We start from the raw sequence: 20,509 nt of genomic DNA on the forward strand, positions 1-20,509 counted from the left end.
GGCCGAACGGGCCGGATGACGCCCAATCCGATGCGCAGGGCAGGCCCTACGACTTCGCGCCGTCGGGTCCGTCTCGGGCACCCGCGTCGTCCAGTTCCGCTCGGAGCTTGTCGGCGGCGAGGGCGAGCGCCCGCGCCGCCTTCGCCAGCAGCTCGTCGGTCATGCGGGGCTCGGGCCCGGACACCGACACGGCGTAGGGCAGCCCCGCGAAGAAGGGGACCGCGACGCAGCGGACGCCGAGCTCCATCTCGGAGTCGTCCACCGCGTATCCCCGGCCGCGGACGCCGTCGAGTTCGGTCAGCATCGCCGCGAGGTCCACGATGGTGTTCGGCGTGTGGCGGCGCATTCCCGCCCTGCCCAGGAGCCTGCGCACCGACTGCTCGGGCAGCTGCGACAGCAGCGCCTTGCCGACACCGGTGCTGTGCAGGGGCGCCCGGTGCCCGACCTCGGTGAACATCCGGATGGAGTGCGTCCCCGCGACCTGCGCGATGTATTCGGCCGCGTCCGAGGAGAGCATCGCGAGGTTCGCGGTCTCGCCCAGCTCCCGCGCGAGGTCGCGCAGCACCGGCCGGGCCCGGAGCCCCAGGAGGGCGTTCGCGTTCGCGGCCAGCTGCGCGATGCGCGAGCCGGTCGCGTACCGGCGGTCGGGGAGCTGGTGCGCGTACCCGCGGTCGACGAGGGTGCGCAGGAGCCGGTGGATCGTCCCCGCCGGGAGCCCGATCGCGGCGGCGAGCTCGCTGACGCTCATGGCCCGCCCCGCGGCGTCCAGCGCCTCGATGAGGTCCAGCGCCCGCTCGACCGACTGCACTCCAGGTCTCCGATCCATCAGTGCCCCCTTTCCCGTTGGCATCCGATTGCCACGCGCGCCGTCTGACGGTAGCATTCGATCATGCGATATCAGTATTCCACGATGCGGAATATCAGATGAGCGATCCGCTTGAGGAGCTTCGCGCGGCGCTGGGCGACGCCGCCCTCGTCACGGAGCCCGCGGCGAAGGAGCCGTACCGCCGCGATCGCGCGCTCGACCCCCGCCCCGGCATGCCCCTCGCCGTCGTCCTGCCGGAGACCACGGCCGAGGTCCAGGCCGTCATGCGGTGGGCGTCCGCGCACGGCGTGCCGGTGACGCCCCGCGGGGCGGGGACCGGGCTCTCCGGCGGCGCCACGGCGATCGAGGGCGGCGTCGTGCTGAGCACCGAGCGGATGCGCGCGGTCCGCGTGGACGCCGCCACCCGGATGGCCGTCGTGCAGCCCGGCCTGCTCAACGCCGAGGTCAAGGCCGCGGTCGCGGCGCAAGGCCTGTGGTATCCGCCGGATCCCGCGTCGTTCGAGATCTGCACCATCGGCGGGAACGCGGCGACGAACGCCGGCGGCCTGTGCTGCGTCAAGTACGGCGTCACCGCCGACTACATCCTCGGCGCGGAGGTCGTCCTGGCCGACGGGCGCGCGGTGAGGGTCGGCGGCCCGCGGCTCAAGGACGTCGCCGGGCTCTCGATGCTCAAGCTCTTCGTGGGCAGCGAAGGCACCCTCGGCGTCATCACCGAGCTGACCCTCCGCCTGCTGCCCGCCCCGCCGCCCGCGCGCACGGTGGTCGCATGGTTCGACGACACCGAGCGGGCGTCGGCGGCCGTCTTCGCCATCGCCTCGCGCATCCGGCCCTCCATGCTCGAGTACATGGACCGCACCGCGATCGGCGCGGTCGAGGACGTCCTCGGCATGGGCCTGCACCGCGACGCCGCCGCGCTGGTCGTCGCCCGCTCGGACGACCAGCATCCCGACGGCGCCGAAGTGGCGTCCATGCTCGGGGCCTTCACCGACCACGGCGCGTTCGAGACCTTCGAAGCGGCCGATCAGTCCGAGGGCGAGCGCTTCGCGCACGCGCGCCGGATCGCCATCCCCGCCGTCGAGCGCCTCGGCCCGCTGCTCCTGGAGGACGTGGGGGTCCCCATCCCGCTCCTCGCGGAACTGGTGGCGGGCGTCGAGGAGATCGCCCGCGCCCGCGAGGTCACGATCGCCTTCATCGCGCACGCCGGAGACGGCAACACCCATCCGCTGATCGTCTACGACCCCGAGGACACCGCGCTCACCGAACGCGCCCACCTCGCCTACGGGGAGGTGATGGACCTCGCCATCCGCCTGGGCGGGACGATCACCGGCGAGCACGGCGTCGGCCGGCTCAAGCGGCCGTGGCTCGTCGAGCAGATCGGCGACGACCTCCTCGAGGTGTCCCACCGCGTGAAGCGGGCCCTCGACCCTCAAGGCATCCTCAACCCCGGAACGATCTTCGCGGCCGACAGCGCCGCATCCGACGACAGCGCCGCACCAGACGAAGGAGCACACACTCGATGACGCACATCGCCGCCGGAGGACTCTCGGTCGACAGCGCACTGCACGCCTTCGTGGAGCGCGAGCTCCTGCCCGCCGCGTCGATCGACGCCCGGACCTTCTGGGACGGCTTCGCGCGCATCGTCGCCGAGCTCGGACCGCGCAACCGGGAGCTGCTGGCCGAGCGCGACCGCTTGCAGGCCGCGATCGACGACTGGCACCGGTCGCACCCCTCGCCGTTCGACCCGGGGGAGTACCGGAGCTTCCTGGAGTCGATCGGGTACCTCGCACCGGAACCGGCCGAGGTCGCCGTGACGACCGGCGGCGTCGACGACGAGGTCGCCACTCTCGCCGGTCCGCAGCTGGTCGTGCCGGTCTCGAACGCCCGCTACGCGCTCAACGCGGCGAACGCGCGATGGGGCTCGCTCTACGACGCGCTCTACGGGACCGACGCCCTGCCGGGGAAGGCGGCCCCCGGCGGCTACGACGCCGCCCGCGGCGCGCAGGTCGTCGAATACGTCAAGTCGCTGCTGGACGAGACCGTCCCGCTCGAATCGGGCAGCCACCGGGACGCCGTGTCCTACGCGGTCGCCGACGGCCGGCTCACCGCGGCCCTCGCGAGCGGCGAGCGCCGCGGGCTGCGCGACCCCGCCTCGTTCGCGGGCTTCACGGGCGACCCGCGCGACCCCGAGAGCGTGCTGCTGCGCCACCACGGAATCCACATCGAACTGCGCATCGACCGCTCGAGCGCCGTCGGGGCGGCCGACCCCGCGGGCATCGCCGACGTCCAGTTGGAGTCGGCGCTGACGGCGATCGTCGACTTCGAGGACTCCGTGGCCGCCGTCGACGCCGAGGACAAGATCGCGGCCTACCGCAACTGGCTGGGGCTCAACCGAGGCGACCTGGAGGCGAGCTTCGACAAGGGCGGGCGCACCGTCGTCCGGCGCCTGGCGGACGACCGGCGCTATACCGCACCCGACGGCGGCGAGCTCGTCCTGCCGGGCCGCGCGGTGCTGTTCGTCCGCAACGTCGGGCACCTGATGACCACGGACGCCGTCCTCGACACGTCCGGAGCCGAGATCGGCGAGGGCATCCTGGACGCCGTCCTCACCACGCTCGCCGCGCTGCCGGGCCGGGACGAGTCGAACGAACGGCGCAACGGACGCCACGGCTCGGTCTACATCGTCAAACCGAAGATGCACGGACCGGCCGAGGTCGCCCTGACCGTCGACCTCTTCGCCCGCGTCGAGGAACTGCTCGGACTCCCGGCCGACACCCTGAAGCTCGGCCTCATGGACGAGGAACGTCGCACGAGCCTGAACTTGAAGGCGTGCATCGCCCAGGCCCGGGAACGCATCGTCTTCATCAACACCGGCTTCCTCGACCGGTCCGGCGACGAGATCCACACCTCCATGGAGGCGGGCGCCTTCGTCCGCAAGGCGGACATGAAGCACCAGCGCTGGATCGCGGCGTACGAGGACCAGAACGTCGACATCGGACTCGAGGCCGGCCTGCCCGGCCACGGCCAGATCGGCAAGGGCATGTGGGCCATGCCCGACCTGATGGCCGACATGATCGAGCAGAAGATCGCCCACCCGCGGGCCGGTGCCGACACCGCATGGGTGCCCTCGCCGACCGCCGCCACCCTGCACGCCCTCCACTACCACCGCGTCGACGTCGCCGAGCGCCAGCGCGAGCTGCGGGGACGGCGGCGGGGAACGGTGGACGACCTCCTGCGGATCCCCGTCGTCCCCGCTCCCGAGTGGACCGACGCCGAGCGCCGGGAAGAGCTCGACAACAACGTGCAGTCGCTCCTGGGGTACGTCGTCCGCTGGATCGACCAGGGGATCGGCTGCTCGAAGGTGCCGGACATCCACGACGTCGGGCTCATGGAGGACCGGGCCACGCTGCGGATCTCCAGCCAGCTCCTGGCGAACTGGCTCCGCCACGGCGTCGTCGCCCCCGACGAGGTCCACGAGAGCCTCCGCCGCATGGCCGCCGTCGTCGACGCGCAGAACGCCGCGGACGCCGACTACCGGGCGATGAGCGCCGACTTCGACGCCAGCGTCGCCTTCCAGACGGCCGTGGAGCTCGTGTTCGAGGGCGCCCGGCAGCCGAACGGGTACACCGAGCCGATCCTTCACCGGCGCCGCCGGGAAGTGAAGTCCGCCATGCGAACGACGCCCGTCGACCGCTGAAGAGGAGAGACCGGGATGAACCAGTACGTGGAGAGCTTCGCCGTCAGCCATGTCGCGGCGCAGGAGATCGCAGCCGCCGCGATAGCGGAGGGGGCACGGCGCGACACCCCTGTCGCGGTGGCCGTCGTCGACCCCGCGATGGCGCTCGTGGCCTTCGTGCGCGCCGACGGCACGACGCCGCACAGCGCCGAGACGAGCCGGCGCAAGGCGAACACCGCCGCCTCGACCAGGAGGCCGAGCGGGTGGATGCAGGGGGACTTCGCCCTCGCGCTGCCGCTCGGCACGGGGAACCTCCTGACCGACATCCGCGGCGGCTTCCCGCTCGTCGTCGACGGGAAGCGCATCGGCGGGCTCGGCGTCGCCGGAGGCCCGCCGGACCTGGACGCGGAGATCGCCCTGGCCGCGCTCGCCGCGACGGGATTCCAGTCCGAGTTCGCGTAGCGCCGGAACCCTCGCCCGCCCCACACCTCGTCAGTCCGATCAGACCTTTTGGAGTCCCGCATGCTCATCGACCGCGCCGAAGTCATCGTCACCAGCCCCGACCGGAACTTCGTGACCCTCAAGCTCACCACTGACGACGGTCTGACCGGTCTGGGCGATGCGACCTTGAACGGGCGCGAGCTGGCCGTGGTCGCCTATTTGAAGGATCATGTGGTGCCGTTGCTGCTGGGCCGGGACGCGGCCCGCATCGAGGACACCTGGCAGTTCCTGTACCGCTCGGCCTATTGGCGCAGGGGCCCGGTGACCATGGCCGCGATCGCCGCCGTGGACATGGCGCTGTGGGACATCAAGGGCAAGGCCGCCGGGATGCCGGTCTACCAGCTGCTCGGCGGGGCGTCGCGCAACGGCCTGCTGGCCTACGGGCACGCCTCGGGCAAGACCGTCGAGGAGCTGTTCGACTCCATTCGCGCCCACCAGGAACAGGGCTACCGGGCCATCCGCGTCCAGACCGGCGTGCCCGGCTTGAAGTCGATCTATGGGATCGCCTCCAACGCCACCTATGAGGCCAACGACGGGGTCCGCTACGACCACGAACCGGCCCAGCGGGGCGCGCTGCCGAATGAGGAGGACTGGGACACCCGCTCCTATCTGCGGCACGTCCCGACCGTGTTCGAAGCCGTCCGCGCCGAGTTCGGGCCCGAGCTGCCGCTGTTGCACGACGCCCACCACCGCCTCACCCCCGTCCAGGCCGCGCAGCTCGGCAAGAGCCTGGAGCCGTTCGACCTGTTCTGGCTCGAGGACGTCACCCCCGCCGAGAACCAGGAAGCGCTCAGACTGGTCCGCCGGCACACCACCACGCCCCTCGCCATCGGCGAGATCTTCAATACCGTGTGGGACTACCAGCAGATCATTCGCGAGCAGCTGATCGACTACGTCCGCTCGGCCGTGACGCACACCGGCGGCATCTCGCATTTGAAGAAGGTCCTGGACTACGCCGCGCAGTACCAGATCAAGTCCGGCATGCACGGGCCCACCGACATCTCCCCGGTCGGCATGGCCGCGGCGATGCACCTCGGGCTCGCGGTCCACAACTTCGGCATCCAGGAGTACATGATGCACGGGGCCAAGACCGACCAGGTCTTCCGGCAGTCCTTCTCCTGGACCGGCGGCTACCTCCACCCCGGCGAGGAGCCGGGACTCGGCGTCGGGCTCGACCTCGACGAGGCCGGGAAGTACCCCTACGTCCAGGCCTACCTCCCGTTCAACCGGCTCGCCGACGGCACCGTCCACGACTGGTGAACCCGAGCGCCGGACGCTTCAGCGGCCGTCGAGGGCGCCCTCCAGGAGGGCGCTCGCGTTCGGGTCGTGGGCGGCGAGCACGGTCAGGCCCGGCTGGCGCTCGCGCAGGGCGTTGACGGCGGCGACGGTCTCGGCCAGCCTGCGCCTGTCGCCGACCCCGGGGAGCTTCCCGGCCGCGAGGAGCTCGGCGTCGCAGGTGAGGTCGCCGACCATGAGCAGCGGCCGCCGGCCGGGCCCGCGGACCAGCATCGACATCGACCCAGGGGTGTGGCCGGGGGTGGGCAGCAAGGTGAGCGCACCGTCGCCGAACAGGTCGAGGCCGGTGGTGAACGGCGCCAGCTCGGGGTCGGCGAGCGGCGCGAACTCGACGCGGTTCCAGCGCAGTCCGGGCAGGTCGATGCGGGAGCGCAGGAGGCCGCGCGCCTCGGGCAGCGGTCCGGCCAGGGACGCCCATTCGGCTTCGCTGACGAGGATCTCGGCGTGGCCGAGCTCGCGCAGGCCGCCGATGTGGTCGTGGTGGAGATGGGAGACGACGGCCTTGCCGACATCGCCGATGCGGTAGCCGAGCTGCGCGAGCCGGGCCGGGAGGGTCTCGTCGGCGCCGATGCGGGACTTGGCGATCCTGGTGTAGACGAGGCCCACCGGACCGGCGGGGAAGTAGCCGGGCTCGGTGACCGAGGCGCGGTCCTGGCCGGTGTCGAACAGGACCAGGCCGTCGCGGTGCTCGACGACGTAGACGTTGACCGGCCTGGGGGCGGTCCACTCGCGGGAGGTGAGCAGCCAGTGGAGGACGTGCTTCCGGGTGGGGCCGACGTGCTCGGGGCGGACCACGACCGATCCGGTGCTGACGACCGCGACGCGGCGGACGGGATCGTGCGGTTCCATCGGGACTCCAAGGTAGACGGTGTGTCGCGATGACCCGCGGCACGTGCTGACTCCAGGCCATTGTGACGCAGGCTCCATGGGCGCCATGGCGCCGCCGCCGTGCTCCGGCGGGGGTCCGCTGTTCCTGATATCGGTGCGCCACGCCGTCCAGGCCGTTCCGGCGCGCGTCCTCAAGACGCCTCCTCGTGTTCCGCGGCCGTTCACCACCGCTGCTCACCGTCGTTGCCGAGGCGGGCCAGGATGGCCGGGACCCGCCGGTCGGCGCCGTCGATCCGCGGCGGCCGCGGCACGGCGAGACCGTCCTGCCTGGTCTAATATCAATGTCGACGCTGCCGTCCTGTTCGGAGGGATGCTCGTTTGTCGCCGTCCAGGTCCCGAAGCGAGCCGGTGGCTCGATCGCCCCTCCATGGCCCACTCCTGTTCGTCGAAAACCGAGGCCGCCTCCATGACCCGAAACGGAATACAGATGAAGCACTCTCCGACTGCGAAGCGGCGCGTCGTCATGCTCGTCGACAACTCTGTCGACGGGGACTCGCGGGTGCAGAAGGCCGCCCGCTCGATGGCCGAGGCCGGATGGGACGTCCACCTGATCGGACGGGCCCCCGGGGCGGTGCCCGACACCTACATGCTCGGGCGCGCCCACGTCTACCGCCTGCCGCTCCAGGCGATCTCGCCGCGCCGCTCGCTGCTCGACCGCGCCATGCGGCTGCGCTTTCCCCTCGCCTGCAAGAGCACTCCCGCCGCCGAGATCCTGCAACGGGAGATCACGCTTTCCAAGATCGAGGAGGTGCAGCGCGCGCACGCCCCCGGCACGCATGGCGGGGGCCTCCTGCCGCGCCCGGTGCGCGATCTCACCGGGAAGGTCCGGCGCCGCTACCTCAAGGAGCGGGTCCGCCAGACGCGAGTCGGCGTCAAGTGGTGCAAGCGGCATGAACAGGGCCGCATCCAGCGCCTCGACACGGCGGTGCGGAAAGCCGTGCACGGCACGCGGGCCTGGCGGCGCCTCGACCCGACGCCGCTGCGCTACGACATCACCTACGCGGCGCTGATCGACGAGCTGCGACCCGACCTCGTCCACGCCCACGACTACCGCATGATCGGCGTGGGGGCGCGGGCCGCGGCCAGGGCTCGCGCCCGCGGCGAGCGCGTGCCGCTGCTGTACGACGCCCACGAGTTCGTGCCGGGCCTGATCGACGAGACCGCGCACCGCTGGCTGGTGTCCCAGGTCCTCCATGAACGCGAGTACCTCCAGTGCGCCGACGCGGTGGTGACCGTCTCGGAGCCGCTCGCCGAGCTCCTGGTGAGCGAACACGGGCTCGCCGAGCGCCCGGCGGTGGTGCTCAACACGCCGCCGAGTCCGGCCGCGGCGCCCGAACGCACCTGCACCGACGTCCGCGACGCCTGCGGCCTGCGGCCCGAGCAGCCGCTGGCGGTCTACTGCGGCGGCGCCTCTCCGCAACGCGGACTGCACACGCTCGTGGGCACCCTCGCCCTCCTGCCCGAGCTCCACGTCGCGCTGCTCGTCAACAAGCCCGACTCGGACTACGTGACGCGCCTGCGCCGCACCGCGGCCGAGGCCGGCGCGGCCGACCGGCTGCACGTGATGGGCTACGTGCCCTATGACGAGCTGCCGGAGTTCCTGTCGACCGCCGACGTCGGCGTGCACCCGCTGATCAAGGGCCCGATCAACCACGAGGTGGCGCTGAGCACCAAGTTCTTCGAGTTCATGCAGGCGAGGATCCCCGTCGTGGTCAGCGACGTCAAGGCGATGTCGGAAGCGGTCAAGACCACCGGCATCGGCGAGGTCTTCACCGCCGAGGACACCGGCGACCTGGCCGCCGCCCTCAAGACCGTCCTGTCCGACCCCGGCCCCTACCGCGAGCCCTACTCCAGGCCCGAACTGCTCGACCGGTACACCTGGGAGCGCCAGTCCGAGGTCTACGACGAGATCTACCGCCGCCTCCTCCTCATGCCCGCTCGGACATCGCCCTCGCCGTCGCCGACTTCGATCTGAAGCCCGGGGCCGACCCCTACCGGCGCGGCCGCGCGCTCGCTCTGGACTGCGACGACGACGGCGTCCAACGCTACGAGCGGGGCGGTCGGCGTCACCGCCACCCGGTGCGGCAGACGCAGTACGCCATCTCGCTGCTGGGGGAGTACGAGGCCACGGGGGACGCCGCCAAGCTCGCCGCGGCCGAGGCCAACGCGCGCGACCTGCTCGACACCGCCGCCACCGGCTGGGTCCTCGAATACGGTTTCGACTTCGCGCTGCACGGCGACAAGAAGAACACCGTCCACGCGCCCTGGCGCTCGGCGATGGAGCAGGGGCAGTTCCTCTCGCTGGCGACCCGGCTGTGGCGGGCGACGGACGACCGGTACTGGCGGGACGCGGCGGAGCACGTCTTCCGGACGCTCCTCGACGAGGACTCCGACAGGTGGACCACCTTCGTGGACGACGACGGGTACACCTGGCTGGAGGAGTACGCCGGAGACGTCGAGCCCATGCGGGTGCTGAACGGCCACGTCTTCGCGATGTACGGGCTGTACGACTACTGGCAGGCGACGAAGGACGAGGCCGCGCTCCTGCTCTTCAACAAGGCCGCCGCCACGGTCCTCCACTACGTGCCCAGGCTCCGCGTCCCCGGCGGTCCCTCCTGGTACGGGATGCGCGTCCAGGACGACCCGAAGGCGCAGTCCGAGAAGTACCACCGCATCCACATCAGGCAATTGGAGCACCTCGCCGCCATGACCGGCGCCGACCGCTTCAAGGAACTGGCCGAGCTCCTCCGCGAGGACTTCGCCTAGGAGCCGTCGGCGGTTCGCCGCCGTTCGGCCGGAAGCCGTTCCGCGCGAAGGCCGGAGGCGGGGGTTGGCCCTACCGTGAAGAGAGGCACTGGCATGACTGTTTTCAGGTCATGGCACGGCGCACACTGACGGGACCACCCACCGCGCGTCGACGACGCCAGGCCTGGAGGAACCATGACCACTCTCAACGCTCTCACCCGCCGCACGGTCATCGGCGGCGCCGCGGCGGCCGTCGTCACGGCCGCCGCCCCGACCCCCGCCCACGCCGCATGCGGCATCGGCCAGGACGCGATCGACACCGCCGCCGCGGACATCGAGGACGCGCTCATCGCGCTGCGCCGCGACATCCACGCCAACCCCGAAGGCCCGGGGGAGGAGGAGCGCACCGCTTCCCTGGTGGCCGAACACCTCAGGGCCGCAGGGCTGCAAGTGACCACCGGCGTCGGCGGCCACGGCGTCGTCGGCGTCCTCGAAGGCGGGCGCCGCGGACGCACGGTCGCCTTCCGGGCCGACATGGACGCCGTCCCCGCCCAGGACCAGCTCGGCGGCGGCGGCGGAGCGGAGCACCTGTGCGGGCACGACCTGCACACCGCGATCGGCGTCGGCGCGGCCCGGGTGCTCGCCGGGCTGCGGCACCGCCTGCGGGGCACCGTCGTGTTCCTGTTCCAGCCCGCCGAGGAGTCCCTCCAGGGAGCGGCGGCGATGATCGAGGAGGGCGTCCTGGACTGGACCGAGCCCGAGGAGGTCCACGCCCTCCACTGCGGACTGTATCCGGTCGGCGTCTTCGCGGTCACCCCCGGCTCGGGGCTGCCGGGCCAGGACCGGGGCGGCGTCGTCCTCACCGGAGCCGACGCGGCCGGCCGCGCGGAGCGGCTGGCCGCCGAGATCGCCGCGCTCAGCACCGTGCCGCTCCCCGAGACCTCGGCCGACATCGAGCGGCTCGTGGAGGACGTCCAGACACCGGACGGTCCACTGGAGGAGTTCGTCTTCATGCAGGCGTCCCCGATCGGGAACGCCTCCGAGGAGCGGGCGGAGGTCGAACTGGTCTACCGGTGCTGGCCCGAGGAGCGGTACGTCGCGATCCGCGAGGAGGTCACGCGGATCGCGGAGTCGTACGGGGAGGCCGAGGCCGCGTTCCCCGCCGAGCCGTTCCCGGCCCTGGTCTGCCCCGAATGGGAGGCTCGCACGCTCAAGCGCCACTTGCGGCGCGCGATGGGCCGCGGCTCCACGACCGTGATGCACGCCGCGTTCCCTTTCGGCGGGGAGGACTTCGCGCTGTTCATCGACCGGATTCCGGGCACGTACACCTTCCTCGGCGTCCGCCGGCCGGGAGCCGACATCGCCACGGCCGCAATGCACTTCCCCACCTTCGACCCCGACGAGGCCGCCATCGGGCTCGGCGTGCGCGCCATGGCCGGCTGGCTCGCCGAACGCGCCGGCCGCTGAGCCGACGCCGCCGCGCGGGCGGTCACTCCTCGACCAGGTGCACCATGGCGGAGGCGTAGTCGTCCAGGCGGAGCCGCAGGTCGAGCCCGTGGCTCGCGAGGACCGCGCCGTGGTGGACCCGCTCGGTGCCCCGCTCGCGGTACCGGGCCGCCGGATCCAGCCCGGCGAGCTTCACCAGCGGGTCGCGGTAACCGAGGCGGCGCCCCAGACGCCAGGCCAGCACCGCGGTCTCGCCATCGAGGCCGTACTGGACCCCCTTGACCGCTCCCGCCCGCAAGGGCCGCCTCCGGCCGTGCTGGACCAGGTGCCTGATGCGCTTGTAGTCGGCGACGAGTTCGGCACCGCGCTCCCGCTCGCCCTCGGTCCAGGCGTCGAGGTCGCCGCCGACGGCCAGGACGCCGGCCATGGCGACGTGGAAGCGGAAGTCGAGGGGGACGGACCTGCGGGTGAAGGGATTGGGCGCGTCGGTGACCCACGCGCCCATGACCTTCGCGGGGTAGACCTGCGCGAGCCCCTCCTGGATCGCGATGCGGTCGACCGCGTCGGTGTTGTCCGAGGTCCACACCTGGTCGGTCCGGCGCAGGATGCCGAAGTCGACGCGGCCGCCGCCGGAGGCGCACGATTCGATCCGCAGCCTCGGGTGGTCGGCCCGGAGCCGGTCGAGGACGCGGTAGAGGTTCCGCGTGTGCTCGGACCAGAGCCGGTCGGGGTCGGCCTCGCCGGGCCACCCGGCCTCGCTGAACGGCCGGTTCATGTCCCACTTGAGGAAGTCGATCTCGTTGCGGCTCAGCAGCTCGTCGAGCCAGGCGTGCATCCACTCGGCGACGTCGGCGCGGGCCAGGTTGAGCACGAGCTGGTGGCGCATCTCGCTGCGGCGCCGGTGCGGCCGGTGGTAGACCCAGTCCGGGTGCGCCCGGTAGAGCTCGGAGTCGGGGTTGACCATCTCGGGTTCGACCCACAGCCCGAAGCGCATGCCCAGTTCGTGGACGTGTTTGATCAGGGGGCCGAGCCCGTCGGGGAAGCGGTCGGGGTTGGGGTGCCAGTCGCCGAGCCCGGCGCGGTCGTGGACGCGGGAGGAGAACCAGCCGTCGTCCATGACGAACAGCTCGCAGCCCATCGCCGCCGCGCGCTCGGCCAGGGCCGCCTGGCCCTCGGCCGAGATGTCGAACTCGGTGGCCTCCCAGGAGTTGTAGGCGACCGGCCTGAGCTCCTCGGGATGGGGGAGGACGTGGGCGCGCGCGTAGTCGTGCCATGCCGCGGCCGAGGCGGCGAAGCCCTCGGAGGCGTACAGGCCCGCGGCCACCGGGGTCTCCAGTTCCTCTCCCGGAGCCAGGGAGACCGAGACCGGGTCGTGCCCGGAGCCGACCGAGACCGCGACGCGGCCGGTGGGGGCCTTCTCGACGGTCAGGCGCCAGGTGCCGCTCCAGGCGAGCGCGGTCGACCACACCTCGCCGTGCGCCTCGCCCGCCGTGCCGTCGTCGATGGCGACCCACGGGTTCGACTGGTGCCCGGTGATGCCGCGCCGCGACCCCAGGTGGGTCTCGCCGAACGGCAGCGTCGTGCGGTGCAGCCGCGTCTCGGCGCCCCACTCGCCGTACAGCTGGGTGAGCCGGTAGTCCTCGCGTTCGGGCACGACCCAGGACGCCGAGTCCGCTCGGATGACCTCGATCGGCTCGGCGCCGCGGTTGCGGAGCGTCAGCGTCCGCTCGATCACGTCGCTGTCGGCGAAGGCGCGGTAGCGGGTGCGGAGCTCCAGGCCGTAGTGGGCGTCGGTGAACACCAGCGTCAGCTCCCGCTCGGCCTCGACCGCCTCGGTGAAGGCGAGTTCGAGCTCCCGGGCGCCGTCGGCGAAGCGGACCTGCACGCCGTTGGCGCCGTAGCGGAACGCCGACGCGGGGGTCAGATCGAGGACGGCGTCGCACCCGTCGGTGACCGAGCGGCCCACCGCCTCGGGCAGCTCGGGCAGCGAGGCCGCCTGTTCACGGGTCAAACGAGGTCCCCAGTGGAGTCCTCGGAGGCGGTCGTGTTCGTCCAGAGCCACGACGTAGCTGGTGGACGGGGTGTCGATGACCCAGAGCCGGGTCGGGTGAGCGCGCATGCGCCGTCCTTTCGAGCGGGTCCGCCTGGGGCGGTGTGCGAGGTCAGAGCCCGCCCCGGCGGCCGGGGCGGGCTCTGCGGGGCCGGTGGGGTGTTACGGGTTCAGCGGTGCGACTTCGAACCGGTCGAAGTCGGCGGTGAACCCGTCCGCGTTGCCGATCGTGATCGTGTTGGCGCCCTCCTGAAGGTCGACGATGACGGGGAAGGACCAGAAGTCGTTCCAGCTCCAGGTGCCGCGCATCGGCACGGAGAGGACCTCCTCGCCGTCGACGGCGATCTCGGCCCAGCGCGAGACGATGTCGATGTTGTAGGCGTGGCCTCCGGTCCGCTCGTCGTTGGCGTAGTGGATGAGCAGCACGTGCGGGCCCTCCTCCGCGGCGTCGATCTCGAGGGCGGCGGTGCCGCCGCCCCCGACTCCGGTGATGACCTGGCCGCCTTCGGCGAACTCGTTGGCGCTCAGCTCGGCCCCGCCGGACAGCACGGCCTCGTCGGCGCCGATCGCGGTGACGTCGCCGCGGCCGTGGGCCACGGTGAGCGCCTCGACCTCGCCGCCGGTGCGGAGCCGGTTCACACCGGCAGGCAGGAAGACCGGGTCCTTCAGGTCGACGGCGGCGTTCTGGTTCTGCGGTCCGACGAGCACGGCCTCGTCCGCGCCGTCGATGTCGTAGTAGCCGTCGGCGGGCGCGTAGACGTCGAAGACGAGGTCCTCGCCCGCGGTGCGGGCGAACTCGCCGTCGTAGACCGTCTCGGGGTGCTTCACGTGGCGGGTGAGCTCGATCTTGTCGAGGGTGACCTCGCCGTTCGCGGTGCCGACGGCTCCGGACTTGGCGAGGGTGATGGTGTTCTCGCCCTTGCGCAGTTCGACCTGCTCGGTGACGATGGAGCGGTGCTGCCAGTTCATCGTGGACGGGTAGTCGACGAGGCGCTCCTCGCCGTTGACGCCGAGCACCTGCTGCGAGGGCCGGCCGCCGACGGCGTCATCGCGCCCGTACATGTGGGCGTAGAAGATGTCGAGGTCGTAGGTGCCGCGCTTGGGGACGTTCACGGTGAACTCGACGGCGCTGTCGCTCGCAGCGAGGTAGCCGACGTCGTAGGTGCCCGAGGCGGCGAAGCCGTTGCCGTTGCCGGGGTGCCCCTGCCGCACGACCTGCCCGGAGGTGATCGCGGCGTCCTCGGCCTCCCACGCGCCGTGCCACGGCTCGTCGTCGATGCCGGCGCCCTCGCCGGGGACGACGGTGATCCAGTAGGCGGCCATCGGGTCGGGGTCGCTCACGCCGATCTCGAGGTCCTCGGGCGATCCGGTGACCTGGCCGATCGGCACCGGCGCCGGGGAGGTCCCCTCGTAGCCGGTCCAGGCGATGCGGTGGACGGTGGCGGTGACCTCATCGCCCCAGAAGCCGGCGGTGAGGCCTTCGAGCGCGACGTCGAAGTCCTCGGCGGTGCCGCCGAGGAGGACCTGCGCGTGCTCGCGGTCGGCGTCGACGGTCGCCACGCCCTGGAGGGTGTCGATCGTCTCCGGGCTGGGCGGGGCGACCTCGACGGTCTGCCCGGTCATGCCGGAGTAGGTCTTGAAGAACCACCAGCCGCCGTTGGGGACGTTGGTCTGCGGGGCCGAGCCGGAGTAGCCGCCCGCGGCGGTCCAGTACGCCATGTCGGCGTAGACCTTGGTGTCCTCGAACATCGACGCCCACTGCACGAGCTGGCCGGGCACCGACAGGTCCCGGTTGTTGCCGTACTCGTTGATGTTGATCGGGATCGGGTCGATGCCGAGCTCGGACTCCATGGCGCGGTAGTCGGCGTGGTTGCCGCGGAAGTCGCGCAGCGAGTTCGGGGAGAGCTCGTGCCAGGTCATGTACTGCGGCAGCGTGTCCGTGTCGCGGGCGTGCTCGAGGAACCGCGGCATGAACTCGCGGTGGAAGTAGGCCTCGTTCGGTCCGGCGACGGGGGTGTCGGGGGCGAGCTCCTTGAGCAGGCGGTAGGTGCTGGTCCAGTCGGCGAGGAAGCGGTCGAAGTCCTCCTGCTCGCCGGAGCTCAGCCCGTACCAGATCCAGTCCGGCTCGTTGAACGGCACGTACACGAGGCGGTCGGCGTTCGGCTCGGCCTCCATCGCGGGGACGATCTCGCGCAGCAGCTCCTGGTAGGCCTCGATGCCGTCGTTCTGGTACGGCCAGTCGGGGTAGTGGTCCTGGAGGTTGATGAACGCCTGCCCGTCGCCGTTGCGGGCCAGGACCGCCGTGAGGGCGTCGGCGTCGCCGTTGGGGTGCTGCTCGCCGCCGCTCGGCTTGCCCGCCATGGTCGGCAGTTCGAGCGGGGCGATGAGGTTGTCGCCCGGCACGCCGTCGTCGGAGACGCCGTACAGCGAGCCGGTGGCGCCGTGGAGGATCTCGCCGGTGGCGGCGGCGAAGTCGACCGTGATCGTCTGGGCGTTCGGTTCGGGCCCGTCGGCCTCGTCGGCGAGGCTCACCGCGGCGGGTGCGGCCACGGCGACGATGACGCCGGCCGCGAGGGCGAGTCTCCAAGGGGGTCGGTGCATGATCGTGTTCCTCTCATCGTCGGTGATGCGGGGGTCCGGAGGTCTCGCGGACGATCAGTTCCGGTGATCGCCACGTGGGTCGGGGATGGGCGCCGCCCTCGAGCTTCTGGCGCAGCAGTTCGAACGCGCCGCGGCCGACGCCGCGGAAGTCGAGGTCGACGGTGGTGAGCGGCGGGACGTGGTAGGCGGCCAGCGGGCAGTCGTCGAACCCGATGACGCTCAAGTCGCCCGGGACGCTCCTGCCGGCGCGGTGGGCGGCGTAGAGGACGCCGAAGGCGAGGTCGTCGTTGCCGCAGAGGATCGCGGTGACCTCGGGCCGCGCCACGAGCCCGGTGGCGGCCTCGTAGGCCGAGCCGACGGTCCACCCCGAGAAGACGACCTCGGGGGCCTCGACGCCCGCCTGGGCCAGCGCCGCCGCCCAGCCGGCCTGGCGGCTCGCCTTGGAGGGGATCGCCAGGTAGTGCACGGCGGCGTGGCCCATGTCGAGCAGGTACCGGGTGGCGCGTTCGGCGACGGTGCGGTCGTCGAGCGAGACGAGCCAGTCCGCCGGGTCCTGGTCGACGCCCAGGTGCTCCCCGCCGGTGGCGACCGTCGCGCCCGGCTGGGTCCGCTGGAGCACGCGCATGGCCGCCGTGGTGGTCTCGTCGTGCGCGATGACGATCGCGGGGGCGCCGTCCTGCGGGAGCCGGCCGAGGATGTCGGTCTCGCTGTAGTCCTGGTCGGGGTCCAGCACCGAGATGAGGATCGTGAACCCGGCGGCGCGGGCGGCGTCCTCGATGCCGCGGAGCGTCTCGGCGGTGCCGTACAGGGAGGTGTCGGTGGTGAGGACGGTGACCGACCGGACGGCGCCCCCGGCGAGGGCGCGCGCCGAGCGGTTGGGGCGGTACCCCAGCTCGGCGATCGCGGTCTTGACCTTCGCTCTGGTGGCGTCGGCGACCATCGGCGCGTTGTTGATCACGCGTGAGACGGTCTGGTGCGACACGCCCGCCCGCTTCGCCACGTCGAAGATGCTGACGGCTTTGGATTCGGGAGCGCTCATGTCGGTCGGTCACCTTTCGGATCGGGTGCGGTTCACTCGGCGTTGGCGATCTCCACGACCGCCTCGGCCGCCTCCTGGGCGTCCTTCTGGCCCAGCCACACCTGATTGAACTCGTCCAGAGCGGCCGTGCCGAAGGCGGCGTCGTTCATCGACAGCGGGTAGCCGATCGTGGTGCCTTCGGCGGCGGCCTGGAAACCTGTCACGTCGATGCCCTCGCCCGCCCAGTAGTCGGCGAAGCCCTGGTTGAGGGAGGACACGCCCGGCCACACCGAGCCCATGCCGGTGGCGATGGCCTGGGCTTCCTCGGAGCCGAGGAACTTCACGAACTCCCAGGCCTCGTCCGGGTGCTCGGTGCCGGCGTAGATCGCGTTGGACAGCCCGTTGATGACCGAGCCCGACCCGACCGGGCCGGACGGGTTGTCGGCCACGGCCCAGGTGCCCGGCTCGAGCCCGTCGCGGTAGGTGCCGAGCATCCAGGACCCGTCCATCGTCGTCGCGGCCTGGCCGGCCACCACGTGCTCGGCGCCCAGAGCGCCGTTGGGCTGGTTGGTGACCTCGGCGGGAACGGCGACGCCCCACCGGTTGTACAGGTCGGCGGTGAACTGAATGGCCTCGACGCATTCGGGGGCGTCGATCGCGTACTCGCCCCACGGCTCGGTCTGGAGCGAGCAGCCGTTCTGGGCCGCGAAGTTCCACCAGTCGGTCTGGCCGGTCGCCGAGGCCATCGCCGTGCCGTACTGGACCACGTTCTCGGGGTCGAAGTCCGGGCTGAGGGCGTTGTCGCCGTCCTCGTCGATGGTGAGCTTCCGCAGGAACTCCACATAGGTGCCGCCGTCGACGGGGTTCCATTCGAGGTCGCTCACCGTGGCGGGGTCGATGCCCGCGGCTTCGAGCGCGTCGATCCGGTAGACCAGGGCGATCGAGTCCCAGTCCTTCGGCAGGCCGTACTGCTCGTCTTCGAACCGCCACGAGTCGTACAGGTTCTCGGGGTAGATCGACGGGTCCACGCCGTCCTCCTCGATGCGGTCGCCGATCGGCAGGAGCACGCCGTTGTCGGCGAAGGTCGGGAAGCGGGAGACGTGGTTCCAGAACACGTCCGGGGCGTCCTCGGCGGCGAACTGGGTGTCCAGCGCCGTCCAGTAGTCGTCCCAGGGGTTCTGTTCGAGCTCGATGGCGATGTCGGGGTGCTCGCTGTTGAACTCCTCGATCATCGCCTCCAGCGCGGGTCGCTGGTTGTCGTCCCAGAAGGCGTACCGGAGCGTGACCGCTCCGTCTTCGTCGCCGCCGCATGCGGCCAGCCCCAGTGGGGCGGCGACGGCGAGGGCGGCGAGGGCCGCCGATCGCGTCTTGTTCATCCTTCTCGCCTTTCTTCGTTGAGAGGTTCGGTGTGTCAGGTCTGGGTCACTTCATGCCGCTCAGGGCGATGGAGCGGACGATGTGGCGCTGGAAGGCCAGGAACACGGCCACCAGCGGGAGCAGGGCCATCGCGGAGGCGGCCAGGATCAGGTGGTACTCCTGGTTGAACTGGGACTGCATCTGGGCGATGCCGCGCGTGATGACCCTGGTGGACTCGGAGTGGGTGATGATCAGCGGCCACAGCAGGTTGTTCCAGGTGTTGACGAAGCTGATGATCGCGAGCGTGCCCAGGATCGGCTTGGCCATCGGGATCATGACCCGCCACAGGATCGTGAGCGTCCCGGCGCCGTCCACGCGGGCGGCGTGCTCGATCGAGACGGGGATGGTCTTGAAGTACTGGCGCACCAGGAACACCCCGTAGGGCATGAGGAAGCCGAACACGAACGGCAGGATCAGCCCCAGGTGGGTGTCGACCAGGCCCAGTTCGCGCACGATGATGAAGGTCGGGACCAGCGTGACGATCTGCGGCACCATCATCGTCGCGATGTAGGCCCAGAACAGCCCGTCCCTGCCGGGGAACTCCAGCCGAGCGAAGGCGTAGGCCGCCAATGTGGAGAACACCAGCTGTCCGACCGTGACCGCGACGGCCACGATCACCGAGTTCACCACGAAGGTCGCGAAGTCGTAGCGGCCCCACACCTCGGTGAAGTTCGTCAGGATCGGGTCGGCCGGCGGCGTCCACGGATCGGAGGTGAGGATCTCCTGCTCGGACTTGAACGAGGCGTTGAGCGTCAGCAGGTACGGGCCCACCGAGAACGCCGCCCCGGCCACGAGCACGAGGTAGAGGAGGATCTTCTTGACCACGATGGCTCCTAGCTGAAGTCGTAGACGGTGCGCTTGCGGAAGAACAGGACCTGCGCCAGCGTGATCGCGGCGATGATCGCGAACAGCAGCACCGCGAGCATCGAGGCGTATCCGGCGTTGCGCTGCGTGAACGACTCCAGGTAGATCTGGTAGTTCAGGGTCGCCGTGGCGCCGTCCGGGCCGCCGGCGGTCATGACGTGGATGGTGTCGAAGACCTGGAACGAGCCGATGACGCTGGTGATGAGCACGAACAGCATCGCCGGGCGCAGCAGCGGCAGGGTGATACGGAAGAACTGGTGGGCCTTCGAGGCGCCGTCCACGTTCGCCGCCTCGTAGAGCTGGCCCGGGATGGCCTGGAGGCCGGCCAGGAAGAACAGCATCGTGTAGCCGGTGTACTGCCAGATGTTCACCGAGGCGATGACGGGCATGGCCCAGTTCGTGTCGGTCAGCCAGGCGGCGCCGTCGATCCCGAACAGCTCGAGGAACCTGTTCAGGCCCCCGTTCATCGGGTCGAACAGCCATCGCCAGATGACGCCGAGCGCCACCGGCATGGCCATCCAGGGCAGGACGTAGATGACGCGGAAGGCGCCTCGGGCCTTGATCTTCGCATTCAGTGCCAGCGCCAGCAGCAGCGCCAGCACGGTCTGGGCCGGGATGTTGAGCAGCACGTAGTAGAACGTGTTGCCGATCGACTGGAGCGCCCGCTCGTCCCCGGCGAGCTCGCGGTAGTTCTCCAGGCCGGTGAACTCGGGGTCGGACAGGAAGTTCCAGTCGAAGAAGCTCAGTGCCACCACCACCAGGATCGGCACGACGAGGAAGACCGCGAAGCCGATGATGCTCGGGGCCAGCATCCCGTAGGCCTCGACGGCGGTCTTCGGGTCCCAGCGCCGCGCTGGTCGCGAACGGGAGGCGGCCGACTGCCGCGGGGGCCGGTCGATGTCGTGAACGATCTGCATGGCACCTGGCTCGTCTGGTAGGGGTCGGAGTGATGCCAACGAATGTTAGCGCTCACGGTTCACTCCCGTCAAGATGGGCATCGATATTTCCCTTGCGAGTGGAGGTGCGCGCGCATCCCACCACATCGCGTCGCCACCTGGGATGACGACGCAGATCTTGACGTTTGTCTATGTCTTGGCTTACAGTACGAAACTGTTAGCGCTCACTGTCCAGTCTCGATCGCCGGGAATCTCCGGCGATCCGCCTCCCGCCCTGATTCCAGACCCG

Annotated in this window: 15 protein-coding genes; 7 read left to right on the top strand and 8 right to left on the bottom strand. The window is 71.1% G+C overall.

The window, feature by feature from the left end:
* Window positions 1–46: 46 nt before the first annotated feature.
* Complete coding sequence (locus YWW_RS30790; protein ID WP_155830199.1) at window positions 47–826, bottom strand: IclR family transcriptional regulator; 780 nt, start codon at window positions 824–826, stop codon at window positions 47–49.
* Window positions 827–924: 98 nt separating this feature from the next.
* Between YWW_RS30790 and YWW_RS30795 the strand changes: the two genes are divergently transcribed.
* Genes YWW_RS30795 through manD form a run of 4 tightly spaced genes read left to right on the top strand, consistent with a single transcriptional unit; the run spans window position 925 to window position 6,260 of the window.
* Entirely contained in the window at window positions 925–2,346 is a 1,422-nt protein-coding gene (locus YWW_RS30795) for an FAD-binding oxidoreductase (protein ID WP_081687489.1), read from the top strand.
* A complete protein-coding gene (locus YWW_RS0115385; RefSeq protein ID WP_026930803.1) occupies window positions 2,343–4,520 on the top strand; it encodes a malate synthase G in 2,178 nt (725 codons plus the stop codon). The genes YWW_RS30795 and YWW_RS0115385 overlap by 4 nt, the downstream gene beginning before the upstream one ends.
* 15 nt (window positions 4,521–4,535) lie before the next feature.
* Window positions 4,536–4,961, top strand: coding sequence for a GlcG/HbpS family heme-binding protein (locus YWW_RS0115390; protein WP_026930804.1), 426 nt, complete (start codon window positions 4,536–4,538; stop codon window positions 4,959–4,961).
* 60 nt (window positions 4,962–5,021) lie between these two features.
* Entirely contained in the window at window positions 5,022–6,260 is a 1,239-nt protein-coding gene (manD, locus tag YWW_RS0115395; RefSeq protein ID WP_026930805.1) for a D-mannonate dehydratase ManD, read from the top strand.
* An 18-nt stretch (window positions 6,261–6,278) separates the two neighbouring features.
* Here manD and YWW_RS0115400 read toward each other — a convergent pair whose 3' ends face one another.
* Window positions 6,279–7,145, bottom strand: a complete 867-nt coding sequence (locus tag YWW_RS0115400; protein WP_026930806.1) for an N-acyl homoserine lactonase family protein — start codon at window positions 7,143–7,145, stop codon at window positions 6,279–6,281.
* A gap of 466 nt (window positions 7,146–7,611) precedes the next feature.
* Between YWW_RS0115400 and YWW_RS0115410 the strand changes: the two genes are divergently transcribed.
* The 3 genes from YWW_RS0115410 to YWW_RS0115420 all read left to right on the top strand — a co-directional run bounded on the left by YWW_RS0115410 (window position 7,612) and on the right by YWW_RS0115420 (window position 11,396).
* Window positions 7,612–9,159, top strand: coding sequence for a glycosyltransferase family 4 protein (locus YWW_RS0115410; RefSeq protein WP_162145960.1), 1,548 nt, complete (start codon window positions 7,612–7,614; stop codon window positions 9,157–9,159).
* A gap of 104 nt (window positions 9,160–9,263) precedes the next feature.
* Window positions 9,264–9,950, top strand: a complete 687-nt coding sequence (locus tag YWW_RS0115415) for a D-glucuronyl C5-epimerase family protein (RefSeq protein WP_026930808.1) — start codon at window positions 9,264–9,266, stop codon at window positions 9,948–9,950.
* A 174-nt stretch (window positions 9,951–10,124) separates the two neighbouring features.
* Window positions 10,125–11,396 carry a M20 metallopeptidase family protein gene (locus YWW_RS0115420; protein ID WP_026930809.1) on the top strand — a complete coding sequence of 424 codons (1,272 nt, stop codon included), beginning with the start codon at window positions 10,125–10,127 and terminating at the stop codon, window positions 11,394–11,396.
* A 22-nt stretch (window positions 11,397–11,418) separates the two neighbouring features.
* Here the strand turns inward: YWW_RS0115420 and YWW_RS0115425 are convergent, their stop codons facing one another.
* The 6 genes from YWW_RS0115425 to YWW_RS0115450 form a co-directional block, all read right to left on the bottom strand.
* On the bottom strand, window positions 11,419–13,494 hold the full coding sequence (locus tag YWW_RS0115425) for an alpha-galactosidase (RefSeq protein ID WP_026930810.1): 2,076 nt from the start codon (window positions 13,492–13,494) through the stop codon (window positions 11,419–11,421).
* A 93-nt stretch (window positions 13,495–13,587) separates the two neighbouring features.
* A complete protein-coding gene (locus tag YWW_RS0115430) occupies window positions 13,588–16,026 on the bottom strand; it encodes a carbohydrate-binding protein (protein WP_051325877.1) in 2,439 nt (812 codons plus the stop codon).
* 13 nt (window positions 16,027–16,039) lie between these two features.
* The gene (locus YWW_RS0115435) at window positions 16,040–17,065 is read right to left on the bottom strand and encodes a LacI family DNA-binding transcriptional regulator (protein WP_026930812.1); all 1,026 of its coding nucleotides are present in this window, start codon (window positions 17,063–17,065) and stop codon (window positions 16,040–16,042) included.
* A 32-nt stretch (window positions 17,066–17,097) separates the two neighbouring features.
* Window positions 17,098–18,420, bottom strand: coding sequence for an ABC transporter substrate-binding protein (locus YWW_RS30800; RefSeq protein ID WP_051325878.1), 1,323 nt, complete (start codon window positions 18,418–18,420; stop codon window positions 17,098–17,100).
* 46 nt (window positions 18,421–18,466) lie between these two features.
* Window positions 18,467–19,285 (bottom strand): carbohydrate ABC transporter permease, encoded by an 819-nt coding sequence (locus tag YWW_RS0115445; RefSeq protein WP_169732267.1) that lies wholly within the window; start codon window positions 19,283–19,285, stop codon window positions 18,467–18,469.
* Between the two features lie 8 nt (window positions 19,286–19,293).
* Window positions 19,294–20,241, bottom strand: a complete 948-nt coding sequence (locus YWW_RS0115450; RefSeq protein WP_026930814.1) for a carbohydrate ABC transporter permease — start codon at window positions 20,239–20,241, stop codon at window positions 19,294–19,296.
* Between the last annotated feature and the right edge of the window lie 268 nt (window positions 20,242–20,509).

It is taken from the genome of Glycomyces tenuis DSM 44171, assembly GCF_000427885.1.
In the GTDB taxonomy this organism is placed as follows: Bacteria; Actinomycetota; Actinomycetes; order Mycobacteriales; family Micromonosporaceae; genus Glycomyces; species Glycomyces tenuis.

What these genes read in the sequence shown, in the direction of transcription:
- manD (WP_026930805.1), top strand. Translation starts at nt 5,022, where the DNA reads ATGCTCATCGACCGCGCCGAAGTCATCGTCACCAGCCCCGACCGGAAC.
- YWW_RS0115410 (WP_162145960.1), top strand. Translation starts at nt 7,612, where the DNA reads ATGAAGCACTCTCCGACTGCGAAGCGGCGCGTCGTCATGCTCGTCGAC.
- YWW_RS0115390 (WP_026930804.1), top strand. Translation starts at nt 4,536, where the DNA reads ATGAACCAGTACGTGGAGAGCTTCGCCGTCAGCCATGTCGCGGCGCAG.
- YWW_RS30800 (WP_051325878.1), bottom strand. Translation starts at nt 18,420, where the DNA reads ATGAACAAGACGCGATCGGCGGCCCTCGCCGCCCTCGCCGTCGCCGCC.
- YWW_RS0115450 (WP_026930814.1), bottom strand. Translation starts at nt 20,241, where the DNA reads ATGCAGATCGTTCACGACATCGACCGGCCCCCGCGGCAGTCGGCCGCC.
- YWW_RS0115385 (WP_026930803.1), top strand. Translation starts at nt 2,343, where the DNA reads ATGACGCACATCGCCGCCGGAGGACTCTCGGTCGACAGCGCACTGCAC.
- YWW_RS0115430 (WP_051325877.1), bottom strand. Translation starts at nt 16,026, where the DNA reads ATGCACCGACCCCCTTGGAGACTCGCCCTCGCGGCCGGCGTCATCGTC.
- YWW_RS0115420 (WP_026930809.1), top strand. Translation starts at nt 10,125, where the DNA reads ATGACCACTCTCAACGCTCTCACCCGCCGCACGGTCATCGGCGGCGCC.
- YWW_RS30795 (WP_081687489.1), top strand. Translation starts at nt 925, where the DNA reads ATGAGCGATCCGCTTGAGGAGCTTCGCGCGGCGCTGGGCGACGCCGCC.
- YWW_RS0115425 (WP_026930810.1), bottom strand. Translation starts at nt 13,494, where the DNA reads ATGCGCGCTCACCCGACCCGGCTCTGGGTCATCGACACCCCGTCCACC.
- YWW_RS30790 (WP_155830199.1), bottom strand. Translation starts at nt 826, where the DNA reads ATGGATCGGAGACCTGGAGTGCAGTCGGTCGAGCGGGCGCTGGACCTC.
- YWW_RS0115435 (WP_026930812.1), bottom strand. Translation starts at nt 17,065, where the DNA reads ATGAGCGCTCCCGAATCCAAAGCCGTCAGCATCTTCGACGTGGCGAAG.
- YWW_RS0115400 (WP_026930806.1), bottom strand. Translation starts at nt 7,145, where the DNA reads ATGGAACCGCACGATCCCGTCCGCCGCGTCGCGGTCGTCAGCACCGGA.